We start from the raw sequence: 16,692 nt of genomic DNA, 5'->3' as shown, positions 1-16,692 counted from the left end.
CTGGTCGAGGCCGTCAACGGCGATCCCGCACCGAATAGTAAACCAGCGTCACGATCGCCCAGGCCAGGAAAAGGAACAACGCGGCGAGGCCAGAGAGAACAAAGCGCTGCGGGTATTCGGACGTTTCCGGCAAGGTGGGGCGGATGAACGGCGCCAGATAGAGGCTCTGACGGGACGCTTCCGCCCTGGCTACGTCGACTGCAGCAAGCGCTATCGTGTAACTGCGTTCGGCGTACTCGCGATCAACGCTCAGACTTTCATACTCGGCGATAAGCTTCGGATACTCCTCACCGAGTTCACCGACTTCGCTGGAAGCCGTGGCGAATATCTGGCGTTCAGCCGCAATGCGCTCCCGGATGACCTCGATCCGTCGTTGTGCCGGCGCAATTCTCGGATCTTTGGCATTTTCCGTTTGAACTGCAAGAAGATCGTATTCGATGAGCGCTTGCGCGAGCTGTTGTTGGAGGTTGTTGAGAACCCCCATACGGCCCTGGATGTCGCTCTCCGGATCGACGATCTGGGTTCTTGTTCGAAAGTTGGTCATCGCTTCTCGCGAAGCCTTCAGCCGAGTGAGTGCGACTTCAAGATCCGCGTTGGCATAGCGCATTACATCTTCGCGGGCAGCCGTATTGAGATCGTTGATTTTTTTCTGGCTCTCGATGAGGATTTCATTCCCAATCGTTCGCGCGTCCTCAGGCGTGAAGGCGAGAACCCGCAGTTCGATGAGCCGTGTGCTTTGATCGTACGATATGCGAACCATCCGCCGCCAATACGAAAGAAGGTCCTCTATGCTGTCCGACGGGTTCAGGGCGAAGATGGGATCGCCGGGCCAATGGGCGGAGTACATGGCTCGCAAGTCGATGCGCGCATTGACCGCTTCGACAATCTCCTGGCTCTGGATGAACTCGTACAGAATGTCGGCTTCTGATGAACTGCTTGTGCCTACGAAACTCGCCAGGCCGCCCATGAGGCCCGCGGCTGCATCCGCCCCCTCCTCGCGACGAACGGTGAAGCCGACGGTTGAGGAATATTGATCCTCGGCAATGAGGAAGAGGTAAGCAACCACCAGTGCCAGCGGCAGCAATACACCGAGCCCCAGGCCAAGAAGCAGGCCCCAATGACGGCGGTGCATCCGCGCAGGAACGGCGACCGGGCGGATGTTCGTAAGGCGCGTCCCCGGCAAATTGGCCCCGGGAACACGGGCGGGGCCCTGACCATGCTCGTTTTCACGCTTTCCGGAGGGTCCGATTCGGCCGGCTGGCGCACCCGGCGACTGCACACGTGGCTGAGACGCGCCGACAGCAGGTTGCGGCTTACTTGCCTGCCCAGCTTTTCCTAATTCATTCAATGGCTTGCCTCAGATCGCTTAATTTGATCTCCGGATTTCTTTTCTACATAATGCGAGACGGAAACACCAGCAGAGTCGCACACACCATGCCTTCCTCCGACCCGTTCTCCCCGCCCGCTCAGCCGGCGGGTGTGCCACCGGCGATGATTCCGCAGCGCATACGAACACGTTCCTTCGCGTCATTTCGAACCATATTCGCGCTGATCCTCCGAGAAATGTCGACGCGATACGGCCAGTCGCCGGGCGGTTACGTCTGGGCCATTTTGGAGCCGTTGGGTGGCGTCCTCATGCTCGCGTTCGGATTTTCACTCCTCATTCATCATCCGGCGCTCGGAACCAGCTTCATGCTTTTCTACGCGACTGGCTTTCTGCCGTTCTCGCTCTATCAGTCGATATTGAACGCCGTTTCGCGCGCCCTGAGCTTTTCCAAGCCGCTGCTCATGTATCCGGCCGTGACCTGGATGGACGCACTGATAGCGCGCGCCGTTTTGAACACGCTGACAGGGGTGATGGTTGCCTATCTGCTGCTGACGGGGATCTTCTTCTTCAGCGACACGAAATCGGTTCTCGACTTCGGGCCGATCCTCCTGGCCATTTCGATGGCATCGCTGTTCGGGATCAGCGTCGGAAGTTTCAACTGCTTTCTCATCGGCGTCTTCCCGGCATGGGAACTCATCTGGTCGATCTTGTCGCGGCCGCTATTCCTCATGTCGGGCATTCTCTTCATCTACGAAGACCTGCCCCGTCTGCTGCAGGATATCCTCTGGTACAACCCACTGCTTCATGTCGTCGGCGAAATGCGTCGGGGATTCTATCCCATGTATTCGGCCGACTACGTCAGCGCGCCCTATGTCATTCTGCTGTCGCTCCTGTTGCTCGCGTTCAGCTTCGTCATGCTGCAACGCTACCACCGTGACATCCTGAACGAAAATTAGCGCGCAGCTGCCTGTATGTCGGCCAGAGCCACGTCCAGCCGCAGCGTCAAACCGTCACGCACCGCCCGCGCCAGAAGACGCAGATAGGCTCGCCGATCACCCGCGTGGTAGCGGACCTTCAGAATCCATTTCGGCAGAATGAGAAGAAGCGCGGGCCAGAACAGCATCCCTGCCGCGCGGCGATAGACGATCAGAAGATTGCGGTGATGGTAGTAGCTCTTCCACAATGGCAGGAACCGCTTCTCCGCGGTGTGGATCGTCGAGAAATCGTGTTCGAAACGCACTTGCGGATGAAAGCAGATGCGACCGCCCCGCTCCCGCAGCCCCAACGTGTAGAGTACGTCGTCACCATAAATGAAAAGGCGCGCATCCGGATACCCGGCCAAGGCGATGGCGCGTCGCGACAGGAAGAGCCCGACGAAAGAGGCGCCATCGATCGGCGTCGGCTCCGTATCTCGATAGGCGGCGACGGGGATGTGAAATCCGTCCCGACCCCGACCCATCGCAACATGCCGCACGAGGCGGGCCATTCCCGCGCCGGACCAGAACGGATTGCAGGATGGCCGGTTCATCTCGCAGATGTCCCCGCCCGGAAAATAGACCGCCGCCGCAACCGCCTCCCAGCCCGCATGGTCGCCGGCATGGAAGGCGTCGAGCGCACCGGAGGCAGGCCGGGCGTCGTCATCCATCACGACAACCCAGTCAGGATCGAAGCGCTCGACCGCCAGCCGAATCCCGAGTGCGAAACCACCGGCGCCGCCGAGGTTGGTATCGCTGCGGTGAATCAGGAGGCGGTCTGGCAGGGCTGCCCCGTGACGGGTCAGGAGCTTCTCCGTGTCGTCGGTCGACTGATTGTCCACCACCACAACCGCATGGAGAAGGTTCTTCGGTTCGGCGGCCAGGCGCGTCAGGGTGGTGTCGAGCTGGGCGCATCTGTTATGCGTCACGACGACGGCGACAAGCCGTCCCGCGCCGTTACCGGCGGAAGGCGCCTCTTCGGTCGGTCGACCGAGGCCCTTCGTCGCTTCACCCGACCGGGTTTCAGTCCCCAATTCAGCCCCCTCCGAGATGCAAGATCTAGTCCGGCGCCACGATATCACATACGCCCACGGTGGCTCGCAGAGGTCACAATTCCGGCTCGATGTCAAACCGTCCCGACGGCCGGGCCGCATGCCGCCGGCGCCGCGACGCAACGGTTGTTCCGAAACCGTTCGGAGTGACTTGACGGCTGGCAAGTGGCCTCGGCTCCGGACCGGCTTGGCGGATCGACCGGTTTGGCACGGCCATTCGCTCGGAACGATCCGGCATGGAGGGAGGGCTTTGTCGCGAATTGCGGGACAATAGCCGACATGCACCCAAAAGGGGATTTCCGCCGCCGAGAATGGTGGTAACCGTAGACGCATGAGGAGAATCCGGGCAAGGTGGCCCCGCCCCCTCATTGATGATTTGCGTAGTTTGGGGAGTTGCCGGCAATGACGCTGAGCGCACAAGAGCAGTACATGTTGGAGTTGGTGAACCGGGCGCGGCTCGACCCGGACGCCGAGGCCGCGCGTCAGGGCATCGGCCTGAACGACGGTCTGACCGCCGGGACGATTTCCTCGACCGCCAAGGAGGTTTTGGCGCCGAACGGTCTTCTTGACATAGCCGCCTCCGGCCATGACAGCTGGATGATCGCCAACAGCACACTCGACCACCTCGGCAGCGGCAACAGCCTGCCGGACGACCGGATCAACGCCACCGGCTACCCGGGAGGGTCCGGTTTCGGATATGCCGAAATCCTCGGCGTCGTGAACGCCAACACGTTCTCGACGCAGAAGGCGGCGGCGGACGAGCTCTTCCGCCTCACCATGTTGAACGCGGTGGACAACACCCCCGGGTCCAGCGATCGCGAGGCATTGTTCTTCGGCGGCGTCCGCGAAGCGGGCATTTCGATCCAGACCGGGACCTATACCATTTCCAGTTCGCCCTGGGGACATATCACCCATGTGCCACTCGGGCAGTCATTCAATGCCTCGGTGATGACCCAGAATTTCGGCCAGGTCGGCTCTGACGTTTTCCTGACGGGCGTTGCCTACGACGACAATGATAACGACGATTTCTACTCGATCGGCGAGGGAGTGTCGGGGGTCGGGTTCGCGATCGGGGCGACTGCGACCTCGACGGCGGCGGCGGGGGGCTACGCGCTGAAGCTGGCGCCGGCCGCGGGGGTCAGCGTCACGGTGACGCCGCAGGTCGGCCCGGCCTCGGTGGTGACGGTGGACCTTTCGGCCGGCAACGTGAAGCTCGACCTCGTCGACGGCACGCTGTTCCGGACCTCGGGCGATCTGACGCTGGTCTCGGGCGTCGCGGATGCGGAGCTTCTGGGGGTCGCCAACCTGTCGCTGACGGGAAACGGCGCGGACAACCGGCTGACCGGCAACCGCGGGGACAACGTGCTGGGCGGCAATGCCGGCGCGGACCGGATCGACGGCGCTGCGGGGGCGGACTGGATTGCGGGCCATTCCGGCAACGACACGATCTTCGGCGGGGATCAGTACGACACGATCTATGGCGGCGATGGCAATGACGTCGTGGCCGGCGGCAACGGGCGGGACAAGGTCTGGCTCGGCACCGGCGACGACATCTTCAACGACAATGCGCAGAACGACATCCACGGCTGGGACACGGTGAATGCCGGGGCGGGCCGCGACACGATCAACGGCGGCGGCGGCAACGATGTCTTCAACGGCGAGGACGGCGAGGACTGGATCGCCGGCGGCTTCGGCAACGACACGATCAACGGCGGCAATCAGTATGACACGATCTATGCCGGCGGCGGCAACGACGTGGTGGCCGGCGGCAACGGCCGCGACACGGTCAATCTCGGCGCCGGCAACGATGTCTTCAACGACAACGCCCAGAACGACATCCACGGCTGGGACACGGTGAATGCCGGGGCGGGGGCGGACCGCATCAACGGCGGTGGCGGCAACGATGTCTTCAATGGCGACGATGGCAACGACTGGATCGCGGGCGGGATCGGCAACGACACGATCAACGGCGGCAACCAGCATGACACGATCTATGCCGGCGCCGGCAACGACATCGTCAACGGCGGCATGGGCCGGGACAAGGCCTGGCTCGGCGACGGCAACGACCGCTACACGGACGCGGTGCAGTTCGGCTTCAACGCCCATGACGAGGTCTTCGGCATGGCGGGCAACGACACGATCCATGGCGGCGGCGGCGATGACTGGCTGAACGGCGGCACCGACAATGACGTGCTGACCGGCGGGCTCGGCGCGGACAGTTTCGTGTTCCTCGCGGGCTACGGACAGGATCGGGTGACCGACTTCGCCGACAATGTCGACACGCTGGTTCTCGACGACGCGCTCTGGGGTGGCGGCAAGACCGTGGCGCAGGTGATCGCCGACCACGCCAGTGTCGTCGGCGGCGATACCGTCTTCGACTTCGGCGGCCACAGCCTGACCGTTGCAGGGGTGACGAACCTCGGCATCTTCGTGGACGATATCAATATCGTCTGAGAGGGGCGATGAAGATGTAACCTCTTCCGTCAGCGTTGATGTGCCAGGGTCGATCTGAAACGATCCTCAGAGTCCCAACATCCGGCAGGTCATGCCGGGGTGACGGGGTTTATGTCCTCTGTTATTGACGCCGATCTCGGGTGTGATATCAGGGGTAGAATAAGTTAAAACCATACTTTAGCAGACTGTAAATGGCCTGCGGGAGATAGTAACGTGACCGGAGATCAGTTTACGATATATTCCAGCTGATTTGGATTTTGCGCGTTTCCCGAAGAATATGTAACCAGATCTCTTGCCATATAGTATTTTAGCAATGGCCTTGTTTACGAGGCCCGGACTATCGAATTTATAATGCGCAATGCCAAGTTAGGCGACGTGATTTCCGGTGGTGCGTTTGTTGGTGATTTCTTCCCCGGCGTGTCGCAGGGCTTGGCGCCCGATGCGACTCTGTGGTCGTTTGAGCCAAACCCTGTCAACTACAGCGCGGCGAAGAAGACAATTGAAATCAACAAATTGCACAATGTTGTCCTGTTCCCCTGTGCCGTCGGGCGGGAGGAATCGACGGCCCAACTTCAGATCAAGGATGCAAAAAGCACCGAACCCAAAGCAGCTATGGCGCGAATCGATCCGAACAGGAAGATCAGCGGGGACGGATTCCTTGAGGTGGAGGTGAAGACTTTGGATAGCCTTGTCCCGACAGGTCGGCATGTATCTCTGATCCAGCTTGACGTGGAGGGTTTCGAGGGCCCCGCCCTTATGGGCGCGCGATCAATAATCGAAAGATGCCATCCCATATTCATTCTCGAAGGACGCGGCATCAAGGCCAAGTGGCTGAATGAAAAATTCCGCGGGTGCTCGTATGTTGACGCCGGTTTCTACGAAATGAACCAGTTTTTCGTTTCGTTGTAATTGGTCAGCGGGCTCGGCCCGGACAGTTTCGTGTTTCCTACCTGGCTATGGCCAGGACCGGAACGCCGTATTCGCCGACAATGTCGACACGCTGGTCCTCGACGACGCGCTCTGGGGCGACGGAAAGACGGGGGCACACGTTATCGCAGACCATGCCAGCGTCGTCGGCTCTGATGTCGTCTTCGATTTCGGCGGTTGCAACAGTCTGACGATTGCGGGGGGACGAACCTCTACCCCTTCGTGGACGATATCAATATCGTCTGAACACCCAGAGGAATCACTTCCACTTTGGGTTGAAAGTCGCCAACCCTTATCAGCTTGACGACTCCGGAGGCATGCCCAAATATTCGAAACTCGGCTGTATCTTTCCCAATGGCCATTTAAGGCAATTAAATGAACTGCTGATCGCTGGCGATTGGGTCTTCGGGGGACCAAAAGATGCCAACATACTCGTTTTCGGGCTTCAAGATTCAATACGATATCAATGGAAATCCGTCGGCTTTTCTGGGCGCGTCGACTCTTTCAAATGTCTATAATGACGGCGTCACACCTTCCTTCAGCTATTCCGTTATCGCCCCGCCAGCTCCCGGAGACCTTCCGGAGATCCAGACGACATCCTCGAACCGGGTCGACACGCTCGTCGATGGGGGATCGCTGAATAACAACAATATATTTTCGGACGACCCATCCGACGAGTTTCTTTTGGGTGAAATTACCTGGGACGACAACGGCACGACTCGCACGACCGTCATAATGATCCTCTATGACGACGCCACCTCGACGGACTATGTCTACGCCGTCGCTGGGCATGCCTTGCCGACCATCTCGTCCCTTGCGGCCTATAACAACTTCTTGTCCAGCAGTTTGATCTCGGTCTCGCAGGCATCCGGTGCCTATGCGCCAGGCAGCAATATCAACCTCGCGAACAGCCCGCTCACCACCTTGAACAACAACGACTTGATGAACGGTGATAGCGGTGACAATTTCCTGGATGGGGGCATCGGCAACGACACGCTGTTTGGCCGCGCCGGCGACGACGATCTGAATGGCGGGGCCGGAAACGATTCCCTGAACGGCGGACTTGGTTTCGACTTCCTGGTGGGGGGGCTCGGCAACGATACGCTGAACGGTGGTGACACGCTCGAAGACGACTTGGTGTCGTATCAAAACGCGTCGAGCGGAGTGAACGTCAACCTGAACAGCGGTCTCGCGAATGACGGCGACGGCGGCACCGATACCATTCTCAATGTCCAGCGCATTCGTGGATCTCAGTTCGCGGACGTGTTGATCGGCAACGCCAGTCAAAGCCGGTTCGAGGGCCTCGCCGGCAACGACACGATCACAGGCGGGAACGGCACGCGAGACGAAGTCCGATATGACCGCGACACCAATTTCGGGGGCACCGCGGGCGTCAACGTCAACCTCGCCACCGGAGTCGCCATCGACGGGTTCGGCGACACCGACACGCTTTCGGGGATCGAGCGCGTGCGCGGAACCGATGCGAACGATACCCTGATCGGGAACGGGCAGACCAACAACTTCGGCGGCCGCGACGGCGATGACAGTCTCGTTGGCGGCGCGGGGGACGACTATTTCGAGGCCGGTGCGGGGAACGACACGATCCACGGCGGCGCCGACTGGGATTTCATCTCCTATTACTGGGACAGTCCCGCCAGCGGGGTCGTGGTGACCTTCAGCAACGCCACAGACGGCACCGCGACTGACGGCCTCGGCGGAACCGACATCTTCACCGGGATAGAAGGGATCGAGGGCACTGCGTTCAACGACACGATCACTGGTGCTGCGGGCGACCAGAACCTGCAAGGCGGCGACGGCAACGACCTGCTCATCGGGCTTGATGGCAACGATGTCTTCCAGGGCGGTGCGGGCAACGATACGTTGAACGGCGGAATCGGGACACGTGATCGGGTGGACTACAACCGCGACGCGCAGAACGGCGGCGGCGCCGGGGTCAGGGTCGATCTGGCACTCGGGACGGCAACCGATGGGTTCGGGAACTCTGACACGCTCATCGGGATCGAGCGCGTTATCGGTACCGATTCCAAAGACACTCTTCTGGGCAATGCACAGGACAACGACTTAAGTGGCCGGTCAGGCAACGACTTCATGACCGGCGGCGCCGGAGACGACTATTTCGAGGGTGGCGCGGGCAACGATACGATCCGGGGTGGTACCGGATGGGACTTCATGTCGCTTTATTGGGACAATCCAACGTCCGGTATCGTCGTGAATTTCACGTCGGCTGGTGACGGCAATACGACAGATGGCCTCGGCGGAAACGACACATTCTTCGACATCGAAGGAGTCGAGGGCACCGCTCTGAATGACCGGATGGTCGGTAATATCGGTGATCAGCAGTTTCGGGGCCAAGAGGGCAACGACACTTTGATCGGTCAGGCTGGAGACGACTACTTTCAACCTGGATCGGGCAACGACCAGATCTTTGGCGGAGCTGACTGGGATACGATCGCGTATGATCGGGACTCGCAAGCGGCCTCGGGAATACTCGTCAATTTTTCGGCGATAGGCACGGGAACGATTGTCGACTGGAACGGAGACACCGACACTTTTGGCGGGATCGAGCGCATTCGCGGCACTGACTTCAACGACACCATGAATGGCAGTGCCGGCGACGAGAGTTTTGAAGCCGGATACGGGAATGACCGCCTCGTCGGGCAAGCCGGAGATGACTATTTCGAACCTGGTGCCGGTATCGACCAGATTTTCGGCGGCGCCGGCTGGGACACGATATCCTACAAGGACGATCAACAGGCCAGCGCCGGCATTCTCGTCAACTTCTCGGGGGTCGGAAACGGATCCATAGTTGACTGGAACGGTAATACTGACACGTTCGGAGGCATAGAACGTATCCGCGCAACCAACTTCGGCGACACGATCAACGGAAGTGCCGGGGATGAAAGGTTCGATGGCCATGGAGGAGACGACAGCCTCTCTGGCGCGGGCGGGAATGACCAACTAAGCGGTGGTGACGGCAATGATACCCTCTCCGGCGGCGCGGGCGACGATTATTTCGAGGCCGGTGCCGGAAGCGATACGATCAATGGCGGTGCGGACTGGGACTACCTCGACTTCTACTGGGACAACCCGGCATCCGGCGTAAACGTTGTCTTCAATGGCAACGGAAGCGGAACCGCGAATGACGGCCTCGGTGGTACGGATACGTTCACCGGCATCGAGGGGATTCGAGGAAGCCTGTTTGCCGATACTCTGATCGGAGCGGCAGGGGGACAGTCGTTTAACGGCCTGGCCGGAAACGATACGATCAATGGCGGTGCGGGACTGGATGATTGGGTGTCATACAATTCCAGTGGAGACAAGGGCGGCTCTCAGGGGGCCATCGTCAACCTCATCACGGGAATTGCGACCGATACATACGGTGATACGGATACCCTGTCCGGCATCGAATATGTCTGGGGGTCCGAATGGGCTGACGTGGTGACCGGCAACAACGGTGTCGATCACAACTTTGTGGGGAATGACGGCAACGACACGCTGATTGGCGGGGACGGTGCGGATGAACTCGACGGCGGTTTCGGTAACGACTCTCTGTCGGGCAACGATGGCAGCGACGTGATCATCGGTGGCGACGGGGAAGACTGGATTGCCGGGAACAACGGTGACGACACGATCTATGGCGGCAACCAGTACGACACGATTTACGGAGGCGCGGGCAACGACGTCGTTGACGGCGGAGACGGCCGCGACACCGTCTGGCTCGGCGCCGGCGACGACATCTTCAACGACAACGCCCAGGTCGACATCCACGCCCGGGACACGGTGAATGCCGGGGCGGGCAACGATACGATCAATGGCGGCGGCGGCAACGATGTCTTCAACGGAGAGGATGGCGAGGACTCGATTTTCGGCGGGATCGGCAACGACACGATCAATGGCGGCAATCAGTATGACACGATCGATGGCGGCGATGGAAACGACGTCGTAACCGGCGGCAACGGCCGCGATTTGGTTGATCTCGGCACCGGCAACGACATCTTCTGGGACAACGCCCAGAACGACATCCACGGCTGGGACACGGTGAATGCCGGGGCGGGGGCGGACCGCATCAATGGCGGCGGCGGCAACGATGTCTTCAACGGCGACGATGGCAACGACTGGATCGCGGGCGGGATCGGCAACGACACGATCAACGGCGGCAACCAGCACGACACGATCTATGCCGGGGCCGGCAACGACGTCGTCAACGGCGGCATGGGCCGGGACAAGGCCTGGCTAGGCGACGGGAACGACCGCTACACGGACGCGGTGCAGTTCGGCTTCAACGCCCATGACGAGGTCTTCGGCATGGCGGGCGATGACACGATCAACGGCGGCGGCGGCGATGACTGGCTGAACGGCGGCACCGACGATGACGTGCTGACCGGCGGGCTCGGCGCGGACAGTTTCGTGTTCCTCGCGGGCTACGGTCAGGACCGGGTGACCGACTTCGCCGACAATGTCGACACGCTGGTTCTCGACGACGCGCTCTGGGGCGGCGGCAAGACCGTGGCGCAGGTCATCGCCGACCACGCCAGTGTCGTCGGCGGCGATACCGTCTTCGACTTCGGCGGCCACAGCCTGACCGTCGCAGGGGTGACGAACCTCGGCATTTTCGCAGACGATATCAATATCGTCTGAGAGAGATACCTTCGCAGGGCGGCCCGCCGCGATCAGGCCGCCCAATCGAACGAGCGTGAACGGATCGACCGTTCTGTTTCTGCAGTATCGCCGACCCAACCTATGGCAGCGGATCGCCCGAAATATGCACCAACCAAATCTGTCGATTCATAGTTATCCAGGTACCAACCTAAAATAGTTTCTCGCCTGGGTCTTTATTCCAGCCTTTGACAGATTTTTTTATTGGGGGAAGAAATGGCAATTCTCAACGTCCAAGGCATCAATGTTTTGGAAGCAGATAGCAGCTTTCAATACGCCAACTTTACGGTCACGCTGGACCAACCATCCTTCGCGGATACGAAGTTCTACTACTACCTTCAGGATGTGTCGGCGTCGTCGCAGCAGGGCGATTACAACAGCCAGGCGCAGCTTATAACGATCCCTGCGGGCCAGACCAGCTATACGATCCAGGTGCCGGTCTATGGCGACAACCAGGTGGAAGGCGACGAGACGTTTCAGATCGTGGTTTACGCCGCGCCGGGCACCACGCTCGCCGGCAATGCCGCCGCGCTCGTGGCGACCGCGACAATCTACGACGACGACGATGCCTTTCCCGATCCCTCGCCCGGGCCTGGCGGCATGGCCACGGCAATCTTCGGCCCCGCCTCGGCTTCCGCGACACTTCCAACGGTCGGTGTGCGCAATGTCGGGGTGATCGAGGGTGACTCGAGTTTCCAGTACATGCGATTTCTCGTCACACTCGACCGGACGGCCACCGCTCCGGTGACATTCAGCTATTTCGTCGAGAGCCAGACGGCGTCAGGCGCCCTCGGGGATTTCGGTTATGAGGCGCAGAACTTCACCATTCAGGCGGGCCAGCAGACGGGATATATCGACATTCCGATCTACGGCGACAACCTCATCGAGGGCAACGAGACGCTGCAACTGGTAATGACCGACGTTTCCAACGCGGTCTTCGATGGAAACTTCCCGGTACTGGTCGCGACGGGCACGATCCTCGACGACGACAGCGGCGTACCGAGTCCGTCGGCTGGTATCGGAGGGTTCGGGACCGGTTTCTCCGGCCCGGCCTCGGCAGGGCCACTGCCAACCCTCACGGTCCACGACACCACGGTGATCGAGGGCGACTCGAGCTTCCAGTATGCGCGATTCCTGCTGGTCTTCGACCGGCCCATCACCGCAACGGTGCAGCTAAAGTATTATGTTCAGGACGGTTCCGCGGGTGTCGGCTCCGGCGACATGGGTAGCGCCTCGTCCACCATCACGCTCGCCGCCGGAACGGAAAGCACCTACATCTCGATCCCGGTTTACGGCGACAACGCGATCGAGGGAGATGAAAGCTTTTCGGTCGTCTTCACCGGAATTACCGGCGCACAGTTCCAGGGCAATGCCGAAGCCATGGAAGCCACGGCGACGATTCTCGACAACGACAGCGGGCCGCTGACGGGTCCGGCAGGATATGGCGGCGCCGGCACATCCATCTACGGCGTCGAGTCGACGGCCGCGATCATCCCGACGCTCAGCATGCACGACGCCTCCATCATCGAGGGCGACAGCAGCTTCCGATACGTCCGGTTCCTCGTCACGCTGGACCGCCCGGCGCCGGCAAACGTGACTTTCGACTACAGCGTGCAGGACGGAAGCGCGTCACGCGGCGAAAACGACTACGGCGGCGCATCCGGAACCGTGACGATCGCGGCCGGCCTGCGCAGCACTTATATCGATGTGCCCGTCTACGGCGACAATTCGATCGAGGGTGACGAGGAGTTCGTTCTGGTTCTGACCGACATCCGCAATGCAGAGTTCGCCTGGAACGCGGCCGCGCTCGTCGGCCGGGCGACCATCCTGGACGACGACAGCGGCCCGCTGAGCGGACCTGCCCAGGTCGGGTCATTCTCGGCCGGCGCGATTGGCCCGGAGCCGCTACCCGACAGGATCGTCGCCTCGGTCGTTGCGACGAGTGTAAACGAGGGCAATTCCAGCTTCCTTTACGCCAATATCTACGTCCTTCTGTCAGAGGCCGCGACGACAGATGTGCAGGTTGCCTGGGCCACGGCCGACGGTTCTGCGCTTGCGGGAAGCGACTACTATGCCAGCAGTGGCACGATGACGATCGCCGCCGGATCACGCAGCGGCTACATCTCCGTCGGCTATATCGGCGACAACGCGATTGAATCCGACGAGAGCTTCAGCGTGGTCTTTTCGAACATGACCGGGGCGCAGTTCACCAATGGCCTTGCGACCATCACCACCAGCGTCACGATCCGCGACAACGATGGAGGCGGGACGGCCGGCGCACCCGGAACCGGACCGCAGTTCAACCTGGTGACCGGCCCGACCTCCGGCCATGACTTCCTTATCGGCAACGCTGCGGCGGACATCATTGACGGACTGGCCGGAAACGATACGATTCACGGCCTCGCGGGCAATGACAGCCTGTACGGCGGGCTCGGCAATGACAGCATCATCGGCGGCGACGGGGCGGACTGGATTGCGGGCCATTCCGGCAACGACACGATCTTCGGCGGCGATCAGTACGACACGATCTATGGCGGCGATGGCAATGACGTCGTGGCCGGCGGCAACGGGCGGGACAAGGTCTGGCTCGGCACCGGCGACGACATCTTCAACGACAATGCGCAGAACGACATCCACGGCTGGGACACGGTGAATGCCGGGGCGGGCCGCGACACGATCAACGGCGGCGGCGGCAACGATGTCTTCAACGGCGAGGACGGCGAGGACTGGATCGCGGGTGGCTTCGGCAACGACACGATCAACGGCGGCAACCAGTACGATACGATCTATGCCGGGGCCGGCAACGACGTGGTGGCCGGCGGCAATGGCCGCGACACGGTCAATCTCGGCGCCGGCAACGATGTCTTCAACGACAACGCCCAGAACGACATCCACGGCCGGGACACGGTGAATGCCGGAGCGGGGGCGGACCGCATCAACGGCGGCGGCGGCAACGATGTCTTCAACGGCGATGACGGAGACGACTGGATCGCGGGCGGGATCGGCAACGACACGATCAACGGCGGCAACCAGCACGACACGATCTATGCCGGCGCCGGCAACGACGTCGTCAACGGCGGCATGGGCCGGGACAAGGCCTGGCTCGGCGACGGCAACGACCGCTACACGGACGCGGTGCAGTTCGGCTTCAACGCGCATGACGAGGTCTTCGGCATGGCGGGCAACGACACGATCCATGGCGGCGGCGGCGACGACTGGCTGAACGGCGGCACCGACGATGACGTGCTGACCGGCGGGCTCGGCGCGGACAGTTTCGTGTTCCTCGCGGGCTATGGTCAGGACCGGGTGACCGACTTCGCCGACAATGTCGACACGCTGGTTCTCGACGACGCGCTCTGGGGTGGCGGCAAGACCGTGGCGCAGGTCATCGCCGACCATGCCAAAGTCGTGGGCGGCGATACCGTCTTCGACTTCGGCGGCCACAGCCTGACCGTTGCGGGGGTGACGAACCTCGGCATCTTCGTGGACGATATCAATATCGTCTGAGGATCGGCAGGCGCGGCACCGCAGGATGCCGCGTCAACCGGCCACGTGCAGCGCTTCCGAGACGTTCAGAAAATGAAGCCGTCCGTACTGAAATCCGCCGCGGACAGCGGTTGACCGTTCTGGGTGACGAGCAGGATCGCTTCGCCAGCGACCATGATCTTTGCGCCGTAGTCCGCGGAGTGGATTCCGAGATCTGCGATCGAATAAACCATGTCGAAGTCGGACAGGTCGATTGTGTCGATGCCTGGCTGATAATCCATGACCCGGTCATACATCCCGTCCTGCATGAAAACGAACGTATCGGCCCCTGCCCCTCCATAGAGCATGTCGACATCGCCACCATCCACCAACCGGTCGTTGCCGGCGAAGCCGAAAAGAGAATTGCGCGCATCCGTTCCGACAAGAAAATCGTCGCCCGGGCCTCCGACGGCATCGCCAACCGGCCCGCTTGGCGTCACCAAGTTGCCGATCGCTCCGAGGTCGAGGCTGAACTGGGTCATGCCGACCTCGTTTCCGCTTGCCACAAACACCTGAATCTCACCGCCGACATTCACCGCCTCGATCGCGGACACCGAGGCAAGGGTCGTGGCGACGGTATCGGTGACGCTAGTCAGGATATACAGCTTGCCGTTCGGCCCCAATTCAAACAGGCTCATCCCACCATCGTTGCCTCCGGCGAGAACGAAGGAACGGTCGTTCAATTCGAACACATCCAATGCCGTCACATTGCGAAATCGCGTGTCGAGCGAATCCCAGACCATGTCGCGCAGGCTGAGATGCCCGTCGGGGCTGATCTCGAAAACACTGAGATTGTTGCTGCCGGCTGCACCGACGAGCAGAAAGTCTGATCCGCCGACCTCTGCAACTGCCAGCTGTGTCGGTTGATAGATGCCAAGCCCCTTCATGCCGCGAACGGTGTCGATCACGCCGAGATTGCCAGAACTGTCGATGGCGGCACTGGTAACCCCGTGTTCAATACCTGACGCTGCGAATACCAGACGGGTTTGACCTGTATCGAAGGCGACGAGATCGGAGACGTTCGCAAGGGTCGTCGATACGCTGTCGGCGAGCGTGGCGAGATGGGTCAGACCCAGATCCGCTGTCATATCGAAGACGTTCAGGCCGCCGCCATTGTCTCGCCCGGCGATCAGGTAGTTGCGGGTGCCGACGGTAACGATCTCCAGTTCGGTGAGCGCCGCAGTCGAGATCGGAATCGACGGGATGGCGGCCACGCCAAGAAAGTCGCCGGTCGTGTCGAGGCGGCGATACGCAAATTCGTCGTCGTACCGCCCGGCGGCCGCGAGAACCGCCTGCCCGCCGATCGTGGCAATCTCGACATCCGCGACCCCCAGCGTCCCGGTTGCCGAACTCCCCCCGACTTCCGACATGATCATCGCCGCGCGCCCCGGCCGGAGGTCGAACACGGACAGTCCGCCATCTGCACCGGACGCGGTGTAAAGGCGAAGTTGACCTTGCACATTTGCGACCGTCAGGTCGGTGAGGCCGCTGCTATGCGTAAATGCGCCGCCCAAATGTACCGCACGCAAGATGAAAGCTGCCATTGTCCTGTTCGTCCCGGTGGCCGATTCGGGCTCGACCTTGCCGCCTATCACCTAAATTTCCGTGTATCACCGCCGGGAACGGACCGACGAGTGCGCCAGCCGAACGTTCGGGTCGCTATCGGGAAACGGGTAGGAGCGCGAAAGCCATTCCTTCGAACAGGGCCTGAAAACGCAGGGCGCACTTTCTCGTTTCCATGCACAATTTGGCCACA

8 protein-coding genes are annotated in these 16,692 nt (G+C 61.1%); 5 read left to right on the top strand and 3 right to left on the bottom strand.

The annotated features are described in order from the left end of the window. Positions 1–13: 13 nt before the first annotated feature. Positions 14–1,183, bottom strand: coding sequence for a sugar transporter (locus tag V5734_RS06100; protein ID WP_347312615.1), 1,170 nt, complete (start codon positions 1,181–1,183; stop codon positions 14–16). 251 nt (positions 1,184–1,434) lie between these two features. Here V5734_RS06100 and V5734_RS06095 point away from each other — a divergent pair, with 251 nt between their 5' ends. Further along, positions 1,435–2,283, top strand: coding sequence for an ABC transporter permease (locus tag V5734_RS06095; protein WP_347312614.1), 849 nt, complete (start codon positions 1,435–1,437; stop codon positions 2,281–2,283). On the opposite strand, the gene V5734_RS06090 is transcribed toward V5734_RS06095, so the two are convergent. Further along, complete coding sequence (locus V5734_RS06090) at positions 2,280–3,335, bottom strand: glycosyltransferase (protein ID WP_347312613.1); 1,056 nt, start codon at positions 3,333–3,335, stop codon at positions 2,280–2,282. The genes V5734_RS06095 and V5734_RS06090 overlap by 4 nt on opposite strands. 420 nt (positions 3,336–3,755) lie before the next feature. Between V5734_RS06090 and V5734_RS06085 the strand changes: the two genes are divergently transcribed. From V5734_RS06085 to V5734_RS06070, 4 genes are all read left to right on the top strand, one after another. Continuing rightward, positions 3,756–5,807, top strand: a complete 2,052-nt coding sequence (locus V5734_RS06085) for a calcium-binding protein (RefSeq protein ID WP_347312612.1) — start codon at positions 3,756–3,758, stop codon at positions 5,805–5,807. 351 nt (positions 5,808–6,158) lie between these two features. Next, positions 6,159–6,716, top strand: a complete 558-nt coding sequence (locus tag V5734_RS06080) for an FkbM family methyltransferase (protein WP_347312611.1) — start codon at positions 6,159–6,161, stop codon at positions 6,714–6,716. A gap of 438 nt (positions 6,717–7,154) precedes the next feature. After that, entirely contained in the window at positions 7,155–11,393 is a 4,239-nt protein-coding gene (locus V5734_RS06075; protein ID WP_347312610.1) for a beta strand repeat-containing protein, read from the top strand. A 234-nt stretch (positions 11,394–11,627) separates the two neighbouring features. After that, positions 11,628–14,918 (top strand): Calx-beta domain-containing protein, encoded by a 3,291-nt coding sequence (locus V5734_RS06070; protein WP_347312609.1) that lies wholly within the window; start codon positions 11,628–11,630, stop codon positions 14,916–14,918. A 65-nt stretch (positions 14,919–14,983) separates the two neighbouring features. Here V5734_RS06070 and V5734_RS06065 read toward each other — a convergent pair whose 3' ends face one another. Continuing rightward, a complete protein-coding gene (locus tag V5734_RS06065) occupies positions 14,984–16,480 on the bottom strand; it encodes a M10 family metallopeptidase C-terminal domain-containing protein (protein ID WP_347312608.1) in 1,497 nt (498 codons plus the stop codon). Positions 16,481–16,692 lie beyond the last annotated feature (212 nt).

The sequence above is a fragment of the Defluviimonas sp. SAOS-178_SWC genome (assembly GCF_039830135.1).
Taxonomy (GTDB): Bacteria; Pseudomonadota; Alphaproteobacteria; order Rhodobacterales; family Rhodobacteraceae; genus Albidovulum.
The sequence above is the reverse complement of the archived record's forward strand: the minus strand, read 5'-3'. Positions and strand labels throughout refer to the sequence as shown.

Bases quoted from the DNA above. Each gene is read 5' to 3' on its own strand.
- V5734_RS06095 (WP_347312614.1), top strand. From the start codon at position 1,435: ATGCCTTCCTCCGACCCGTTCTCCCCGCCCGCTCAGCCGGCGGGTGTG.
- V5734_RS06085 (WP_347312612.1), top strand. From the start codon at position 3,756: ATGACGCTGAGCGCACAAGAGCAGTACATGTTGGAGTTGGTGAACCGG.
- V5734_RS06080 (WP_347312611.1), top strand. From the start codon at position 6,159: ATGCGCAATGCCAAGTTAGGCGACGTGATTTCCGGTGGTGCGTTTGTT.
- V5734_RS06075 (WP_347312610.1), top strand. From the start codon at position 7,155: ATGCCAACATACTCGTTTTCGGGCTTCAAGATTCAATACGATATCAAT.
- V5734_RS06070 (WP_347312609.1), top strand. From the start codon at position 11,628: ATGGCAATTCTCAACGTCCAAGGCATCAATGTTTTGGAAGCAGATAGC.
- V5734_RS06065 (WP_347312608.1), bottom strand. From the start codon at position 16,480: ATGGCAGCTTTCATCTTGCGTGCGGTACATTTGGGCGGCGCATTTACG.